Genomic DNA, 8,855 nt, shown 5'->3' with positions numbered 1-8,855 from the left:
TTGCATTCACTGCCTTAAAACAGTGACTTGACATTTAAGATAATCGCTAGAACACGACCATTCGGACAGCAGGGCTGTTTCATTGTGAAAATGGAAATTTTCATACTCGATTCTCTCGTCCAGCGTTCTTGAATTTTTTGAACCTCACAAACGCGGGCTTGAGGCTTTCAGATATCTCCTAATGACAATGAAACAGCCCTGCCATTCGGACAGCCATACGCGAATGGGCTGCGGCGTAAACGCCCTTACATCGGGGACAAATGGCATCTTGATGAAGTGATGGTGACGATCAAGGGATAGCAATATTATTTGTGGCGAGCGGTGGATGCGGAGGGGAATGTGCTGGATGTCCTGTTGCAACGGTATCGAGATACAGATGCGGCAAAGCGGTTCTTTCGCAAACTGCAGAAAAAACAAGGCTTCGTGCCACAGGTGATTGTCACCGATAAACTCAAGAGTTACGAAGCGGCAAAGAAACAAGTCTTGAGGAACGTGGATCATCAACACCACAAGGGATTGAACAATCGAGTCGAGAATTCTCACCAACCGATTCGGCTCACGCGAAGCGTGTCCGACAACAACTTCGCCAACGCTTTCAAGATTGGCGAGAAATCACTTGTCTGAAAACGGCTGCGTAAATTGAGCAAACCTAGCGATTGCGGGATTACTGTACTTAATTTATTTTAAATATTTCCGATTAAGTTGATAATACCGTTTCCACCTCCACCACAATGAAACTTCTGAAAGCAGGTTACGTTGAGCTTTGGGAATAGTTGCTGAGTTACTACTAGCTGCTGGTTAAATTGAACTTTTCCCTAATCCACCTGCAAGATAATCTGTTTAATAATTTGCTCAATTTCTTGGGATGAAATGCCTCCATTTTCCTGATCCCTAGTGATGATTAAGGTTCCTCGGCTACCGCCTCCTTGGCTGTATGGAAGAATGTCGTTGCTACGATACCATGCCAGCTTAGCCTGCCATCGTGCTTCATAATCAGGTTTATGTAACAACCCACAGTGCTCCCAGAAATATGTGATTCCAGAATCTGCATCTTCTATTGTGAAATCTGGAAATCTCGTGAGTCCTCCCATAGTTAGTGCTTTTTCATATGAGTAATCAATGTTGTGCGATGCTAGTCGATCAGCAATGACGACTTCCGATTTGGAGCGAACAGCTTCTCCTCGAAGTGTTCGATGGATCAGATTCTTCTCAAGGAATCGTTTTTCGACTCGTTGAGCTTTACCCGAACTGGCTGCAACAGGAATGAAAACTTCTACCAGGTAGGGATTGGTAAATAAATTGGTCAACCGTCGTGCAGTGTCAGATAGGGCATCTGATGAGTACTTTTTGATGCTGGAACGGTTGCCTTGGTGCAAAATTACGATTCGATCGCGCTGACGAGTCAAAGCTGTGTAGAGAAGCTCTCTTGAAAGAAGGCGACATGGATTTGGCAATATCAGTAGCACTAGCCCAAATTCACTTCCTTGTGATTTGTGGACGGTCAAGGCATAAGCTAGCTCTAGACTTGCCTCAGACTCGTCGCTAAAATCACGATCGCGAAATTTGTATTGGAAATTAGGTTGGGAAGAAAATTCAACTTCAAGCTCCCAGGGCAAGCCTTTGTACGGGCTGTTCCGAGTTTTAAGTTGCCCACAAACAACACCGATTTCACCATTTGCGATATAACCACGCGCACCTTCAGATGGGTAAACGTTTTTTCCATTCCGACGATGGTTGAATATGTTGATTACTTTGTCCCCATAAACGATTTCCTCAGTCCCCACGGGCTTCACTGTTTTTCGATGAAATGGGTGCCGAGCTTTTTCAACGATTTTGGATTTGAAGGTTTTGTGAATAAGACGATTAATTGCGGTGACACCGTGGGATTGATCTCGAACGGGGGAAAGAATTTGCCAGGCTTCTACAGCTTCAGCATTACCTTTATTGAAGTAAACGAAACCATTTGAGGCGTTGCCACCAAGAGAAATATCGAAACCTTGAGCATCTTCCAAGTTCTCAAGCTTCAATTCATCCTTCAAAATCTCAAGCAACTTTGCACTGAAGTCTTCTGGTTTCTCCCAAGACTCAAATCGGACATATTTTGAGACATCTGCTTTAGCAATAATATTGAAAACATCATCCTCAGCAGGTGCTAAAGCGCGACCACTAAACCATTCTGCCAGTTGTAGGTCTTCCCTCGATTTTCCAATTTGGCGGCGGAATACAGTAAGTTCTGCATAACCAGAACCGATACGAGGAAAGGTAGTCTCTATATTTTCTGGCGCAAGACGGGTAGCAATGTCAACAAAGGGGCGTCCGGGACCAATCGGAGGAAGTTGTCGAGGATCTCCCACGAGAATCAGCCGATCAACACCCGCTTTGAGAGCACTGAGCAACGCTGCTAACATTTCCTCCGTTAGCATAGAGGCTTCGTCTACAATTACTGTTCGAGCAGTATCTAATGGCGGTTGTTCGGATAGCTTGTATCGACAAGTTCCAGGATCATAGCGATCGCACCCGTTGAGAAACTGAGCCAAGGTATAAGCCTTGATCTTGGTTGACGTTTCCATGCGAACACTGGCTTTGCCAGTGGGGGCTAGCAGTAGAACTTCACCTGCAGCAATGTCTCTCTGATTGCAAAGCACTGAAAGAAGCGTAGTTTTTCCAGTTCCTGCTTGCCCAATCAAGATTGAAAAGCGAGATTCGGCTAGCTCTTTTAAGGCGGCTGCTTTTTCTTTCCGTGCTTGTTCTTCCTCCTGGCGTGCTTTTGGATCACTAATGGTTTCTAATGCCTGGCAGAGATGTTGATCGAGGAGCGATCTCCAGTTGACGTTAATTTGATGGCGGTTGCCTTTGATGCGTTTATTGATCCGAGAGCGGATCAGGTTTCCCATTTCCGATAAGCGAGTGAGTTGGTAGGCGCGATCGCCATTGTGCAATTCTTTTAGTTCAATTGTCTTAGGGAAGAACCCCTCTGCCACAGTCATCATGTCAGGAGTAATTTCACAAGGTGGCTGTAGAGGCAACTCACGAATTTTGAGAATGACATCATCTTGAGGCAACAGGGTATTCCCATCACTCGCTGCTTGCTCCAAGATTTCAACCGTTAGTGCTCGGATACGGCGCTGGTCAGTGCCACCATCAATTTTTGAAGGATTGGGCAGAGGATGTTTTGAGCGGATTGCTGGGTCAGGAAACACTCCTCGATCGACGGTCCAAACACTGATTGGGCAGTGAGTGTGAAGGGTCGCTTCGTAAATTAGATAGGGGTTTTCTAGAAAATCTTTATCCGAGTAATGAACTCCTTGCTGTTGTCGTACCTGGGGTACAAAGAGCATGGATGCCTGTTCAGGGGTAATTTCAAAACGGCTGAGTAGTTTGAGAAAAGTACACCGTTCATCGGAGAGTTTTTCCCATGTTTCCTTGAGCATCTTGTTAATTTGTGATGCTAGTTGGGGAGAAAGGTGAGCTTTAGGATTTTGGAAAACTTGATCAACAAGTCCCCAAGGATCTTCGTTATCCCCAAGTTGGGCTGCAATATTTCTGGCGACGAAAGTTCCCAGTTCGATTCCGAAAGCACTTAAAGCAGCTCCTAAGCCAGGACAAGGACCCCGCATTTTCCACAATTCGCTCAGACGAGCATCAATCCATTGAAGACATTGCTCCCAAGGACCTGGGATATGATATTGAATGGATTTTTGCAAGGAGACTGCACAGGCTAGTAGGGCTGCGATCGCCCCATCATGGGTAACATGCTCTGTGGCATAGGAAAACTCATCGATGCGATCGCTAGGTGCAAAGGCAGCAATTTCTTCTGGGTTAAAATCTGGATTTTGCTCAGCGAGTTCAAGAGCTTGATGGTAAGGAAGCAAAAAACCATCCTTAAAATCGGGTCGAATGGAATGCTGAACCATGCGCTCCCACAAAATAGAACGCAGGTCGCCCGGTTGGTTGTATTTGTACTCTACTGCTTCGCCAATGTGTTTTACTCGTCCCACCCCAACAATAATGCGAACTCGTCCTGTATCTTCAACAAAGGGAACTTGTTTGGTGTAGAAGAAGCAGAGGGATTCCTCTGGATGTACCTGCTCGAAAAAACAGTCGAGTAAAGCACGTTGATTACGATGCTCCTGTACCCAACCCGACTTAAAGGGAAGTTTGGGTTCTCGGTTTAGGTCGTAATTAATATCAAACTGCTTCAAATGCTGCTCTACTGCATCAGTACGCATCCAGAGAAAGGGAAGGGCCGCTGCTGCGTAGGAGGGATATCGCATTGGGGTCGGGGCAAAGTGACCATGCGTTTTTGATGAAGTTTCGACATAGGGATGGCGTGCCTCTCGTATGAACTCGAACGGTGCCATGAAGGTTCCCCGCTCGGAAATGCAACAGGGGTATTGGGATGGAGCTAAATCCTTGATGGATTGGCCTGAAACAGAATCCTCAGCCAAGTCATCTCTTTTAGTCGCTATATTCTGCAACTTTAAGCAAGCTCCATTGAGCCGTGGAGCATTGCAAACTGTGCCGTTCCACTCCCTGTCGTGCCAGGGGACGCGAATAGAGATATGGCGAAGTGAATAAGTTAATTCTGTTGGAGATTGCATAGCCCTGGCTGTTTACAGATTTGCCCAGTTCTAGTGATCCCAGAATCTTACAGATATCTCAGTACCCAGTTATAACTTTGAATATCAAAAATCAAGATTAGTTGCTGCTTGTTGGGCTGTCGCTCTCAATTCAGCCAACGATGGATCACTACCACAATCAGGGCAAATATACATCCACTTACCTTGGAACTCTGGATGGTCTGAATTACGGTGAAAGCAGTCTTTGAATTTGAGGAGATGATGATGTTCCCCATAGCAACTTTGAATAACCCAGAAGCTTCCACATTGAGGGCAGGAACAGTATAATCCTGTTCCGTTACCAGCCCGTCCTTCGCGGTAGACGACTCTTCCGATTAACTCTTCTTCCGAAATACGATCGGGTTTCCAACTTGAGTGAACATCATTCCCCCATTCGAGTTGTTGCCCACAAGATAGGCATGCTGTGCAAAGTTCGCTGTTATGATATTGAAACAGAAGTCGCAGAATTCGTCTAACTTGGCGATCGTCATCATTTCCTGGCACTAAGACAATTGCCCCATACTGATGACCCGGATACTCTAATTCGTTCATCTCTACATCAAATTCTTCTAGTACTAATCGGTGAAAGGGAACCTCTCCCCAATAATCTCTCTTAGGATCTGTATGAAGAATGAAAGCGCAGGCAAGAGGTAGTTCCTCTAAATATCTGTCTCTTGCAATATCTATTACATCCTCAATTAATCGACCGTCTCCTTGTTGGTCGTAATTGCGGTATTTAGCATCAAAACAGTAGTTATTAGTTTCCTCATTAATTGAGAACCGGATAATGATGTCTGGAGTTCTTAATTGACCATCAGCTGTAGTTAATTGAGCTTCGTAAATTAAGTGAATTGTGTAAAACTGTCCATTGCTTAGCTTTCCTCTTAATGAGAAGGGAGTATTTCTGGGTAGCTTCAATGTTCCATTAGGCTCAACCTCTATACTTTCAAATAAAGTTTGCCTCTCATCCAATGGCTGCATATTCGCGTATAAAATGAATGCGCTATATAGCTTTACGACACACCAGGTTTCATAAATCTCCCAAGTTGGTTGAATCTCTCCTCGATAAATATGCTCAAGAAGATAGAGAACTTTTTGGATGGGTTCAAGAATATCTCCTTTAGAGTTTGAATACTTTTCAAAAATCGGACCATAATTTGGTGACGCTATCAGACGAAGTGAATTAAAAACTGGCTCATCCGGGGTTTTTATATCTACCAAGAAATTGGAGCTTCTCGATTGAGTTGCCCACTGAACACAAGATTGGAGTTGTAAAATTTTGCAATTAATTTGCTTCTTTAATTCTTCTTGTCGCAGCCGAAACGTTTGAATTCTTTGTTTAGATGCTTCTATAAACTCTTGAAACTCCTCATCCTTTCTACGAGGTTTGGCAGGAATCAGGTCATCCTCAATATTGATCAAGCTGAGTGATTCAAGGCTAGTGATGAGTCCGCTTGCTAAATCCAGCAAATAAACATCAAGAATGTAGCAAAGAAATTCATTTTCCATGCACTGGGTTGATTCTATCCGAGTCATTCCTAAAACTCTTCGTTTGCCAGGTTCTACCTTTGATTTGATTAGAAGCTGTGGTGATAGGTTGGCTTTTCCGATGCCTACTGGGCCTACCTCGGTGACGAAACTCTTCAGTGGTCTTTTCTGGATGGCTGACCAGTTGTCTTGTACAACGGCTGCTAATTCAAGCAGTGCGGTAGCAGTTGCTATCATTCCATTCCCTGCAATCCACTGTTGTCCTAATCCTTCTGCGCCAAAACCTTCACCCATTGGTACTGGAACTAATCGCCGCACACACCAGGCGGTAGAGAGTGCCAGAACTCCAATATCAGATACCATGCGGTCAATTTGCCACTCACTAATGTTGGCAGGATAAATATGCAGAGTTGTTGCCGTATCTCGCGCAACCTTGCCAGTGCTATCTATTAAAACGACGGTAACTTCACCCGATCGCCGAATAATTTCGACTCTTTCTCTTCCGGGTGGTAGCTCCCAGCGATTTGTATTGGGGACTTGAATGAGTAATATGGGTGGTGTGCCATCGAGTGCCACCTCACCTTGCCAAGCACGATCGAGTTCTACATACCAAGCACCTCCAAACTGCCGAACGTGCGTAAGGCCGTCTTCATCTGGATTGAATGGCGTACCATTAACGTCAACAAAGCGAATGCTTGGGTAGCTCATGCTTTTGTCCAGTAGCGAACGTTTGTCCATCTCTTATCCTGCATTTGCTTGTTCAATTGAGGTAGAACGGCTCCAGGATCATAGGGCTTGTAGGTTTGTTCGAGTTCCAGAAGCCATCGATTAAAAAGCTCGCTTGTTATATCGTTTTTGAAGAACGATATTCTGGGAAGTAATTTGGTGAAAATGAAATGTCCCAAGCAATCTCGACTGGACAGCCCTAAAGTAGTGGCAACGGTATGAAATATTTGGTAATCTCTGCTGGCTCGATGTCCTAGAGGAATCCCTAATGCAGAGAGATACTGCTGATTCCACCTCAAAATCAATTGCCACTCGTTGGACTTTTGATTAAATTCCTCTGCTGATGCGATCGCCTGTTGTAGTGCTGGTATTGACAGAATTGCTGTTGTAGCTGAATTAATGTCTGCTGCTGCACTCGTCTTAGTTAGATTGGCAGGAGGATAGGTAATGACGTAGGAGCGATCGATGACTTTAGGACTCAGATCATAGGTTGTTTCATCCGAATTCAACGTTCCCAGTAAAACCAGACTGGGAGAGAGGGTGAATGTTGAAGGATAATCTTTGAGAAGCGTTTGGATATGCCTTAATCTTTGGGTTTGTTCGTGCGTGCGATCGGTCAGTTCGTGTAAAAATTTGGCTTCCTCCCATAACTGGGTTTCAATGCTGGGGGAGTAGAGCAGCAATCCCTGTTGTTCATAATCGCTGCTGAAAGATTGCTCCTTTTGTCTTGACCAAGAATATTCTAAAGAAGAGAGCAGATCGGCACCATAGTTCTCAATTCTGGCAAGGTTGAGTTCGTCAAGACAAACCAGGCAAAGGCGATCGCTTTGGGTTTTAGCATCTTTGAGTGCGGTCAGGAAGGGAGAGGGGCGAAATGTTTCGCTCAGGGGGTCAAAGAAGCCAAGCAAATCAGAGGGATCGAGCCATGCAGGACGGACAGGAATGACTTTACTGATTCCGCCTAGTATCTTTGCTGAGTTTTTGATGATACTGGTTTTGCCAACTCCGACAGGACCGTTGAGCAGAACAATGCTGCCTGAATAAAAAGCACTCACCAGAGATAGCAAATAGCTGGTTGCAATGTTTTGAGGGAGTACAAGCCCTGCGGCTGCTAGCATTGAACCCCAATTTTCGGCTAGATTCTGGGGCAAAGGTGAAACTTCAGACGGTTGAGAAGGTTGCTTTTCAACGATCAGAGGTACTGCGAGGCGATAGGGTTCAATAGCCTTCCGAAGATGGTTGATTTCGGTCTTAGCCCCTTCTATTGAGTCTGCAAAGGATTTAACGGATTGTTCCCACAAGGCAATGGATTGTTGTTTCTGCTCTAATTCTGCTAGCAGTTGTGCTTCTTGTTCTTCAAAGTCAGACTTCAGCTTGGCTTCTTGCTGTTGAACTTTTGCTGTTTGTTCTTGTAGCTCTACTTTCTGTTTGTTGATTTCCTCAACTTTATCTTTGATTCGCTCTGCAATCAATTGATCAAGCTTGTCCTGTTGCGTCTGAAGTTCTATTTTCCATCTTTCTAGCTCCTGCCTCAATTCAGTACTAAGGCGTTCCTGAAAATCCTTGATAATCTGATTTATTTCCGATTCTCTGGATGCTTCTACTTCGATAGCCTGAGGTTCGCCATACTCGTTTTTAGACCGTATATATCTTCTTTGTCCAGGTTCACTCCACAGGAACGTCACAACGTCTCCTGGACGAAGAAGACCCTGTATACCTTTCACATTCTCCTGAAAGGCAAAGAAGATATTTGCTGAAGAGCCATCCTTACAGGAAAGAGGTATCAAAGATTTAATGTAAAGATTGCCAGTTGTCGCAACCCGCTCGACGCGCCCTGGAAGTCTTTCAGAGAGTAGGGGAGCTAAAACCATCCATGAGTCTTCGGTAAGTCTGTTTAAGGAGTATTCCATAAATTATTGATTGAGAATTGAAATTTGGCTGCCCGTTTTTGATGAATGTTTAGTTTTGAGCTGTTTAGACATGTCCTGTACGAACTAGCCGGACAAAATACGGTTCTGTCGC

The 8,855-nt window shown here is 44.7% G+C and carries 4 protein-coding genes; 1 reads left to right on the top strand and 3 read right to left on the bottom strand.

Going from position 1 to position 8,855, the window contains the following annotated elements:
• The first annotated feature begins 309 nt into the window (after nt 1–309).
• Nucleotides 310–624 carry a DDE-type integrase/transposase/recombinase gene (locus AC5I6P_RS09085; RefSeq protein ID WP_495693425.1) on the top strand — a complete coding sequence of 105 codons (315 nt, stop codon included), beginning with the start codon at nt 310–312 and terminating at the stop codon, nt 622–624.
• Between the two features lie 191 nt (nt 625–815).
• Here AC5I6P_RS09085 and AC5I6P_RS09080 read toward each other — a convergent pair whose 3' ends face one another.
• From AC5I6P_RS09080 to AC5I6P_RS09070, 3 genes are all read right to left on the bottom strand, one after another.
• The gene (locus tag AC5I6P_RS09080) at nt 816–4,361 is read right to left on the bottom strand and encodes an ATP-dependent DNA helicase (protein ID WP_495693424.1); all 3,546 of its coding nucleotides are present in this window, start codon (nt 4,359–4,361) and stop codon (nt 816–818) included.
• A gap of 324 nt (nt 4,362–4,685) precedes the next feature.
• Nucleotides 4,686–6,845: a nuclease domain-containing protein gene (locus AC5I6P_RS09075; protein WP_495693423.1), complete on the bottom strand. Its 2,160-nt coding sequence runs from the start codon at nt 6,843–6,845 to the stop codon at nt 4,686–4,688.
• The gene (locus AC5I6P_RS09070) at nt 6,812–8,704 is read right to left on the bottom strand and encodes an AAA family ATPase (protein ID WP_495693422.1); all 1,893 of its coding nucleotides are present in this window, start codon (nt 8,702–8,704) and stop codon (nt 6,812–6,814) included. Before AC5I6P_RS09070 ends, AC5I6P_RS09075 begins: the two co-directional genes overlap by 34 nt.
• Nucleotides 8,705–8,855: the final 151 nt, after the last annotated feature.

The organism is Myxacorys sp., assembly GCF_059501405.1.
Note: the sequence above shows the minus strand (reverse complement) of the source record. Positions and strands in the feature narration are given on the sequence as shown.

Excerpts from the sequence above, each read along its gene's own strand:
- AC5I6P_RS09075 (WP_495693423.1), bottom strand. The coding sequence starts at position 6,845 with ATGGACAAACGTTCGCTACTGGACAAAAGCATGAGCTACCCAAGCATT.
- AC5I6P_RS09070 (WP_495693422.1), bottom strand. The coding sequence starts at position 8,704 with ATGGTTTTAGCTCCCCTACTCTCTGAAAGACTTCCAGGGCGCGTCGAG.
- AC5I6P_RS09080 (WP_495693424.1), bottom strand. The coding sequence starts at position 4,361 with ATGGCACCGTTCGAGTTCATACGAGAGGCACGCCATCCCTATGTCGAA.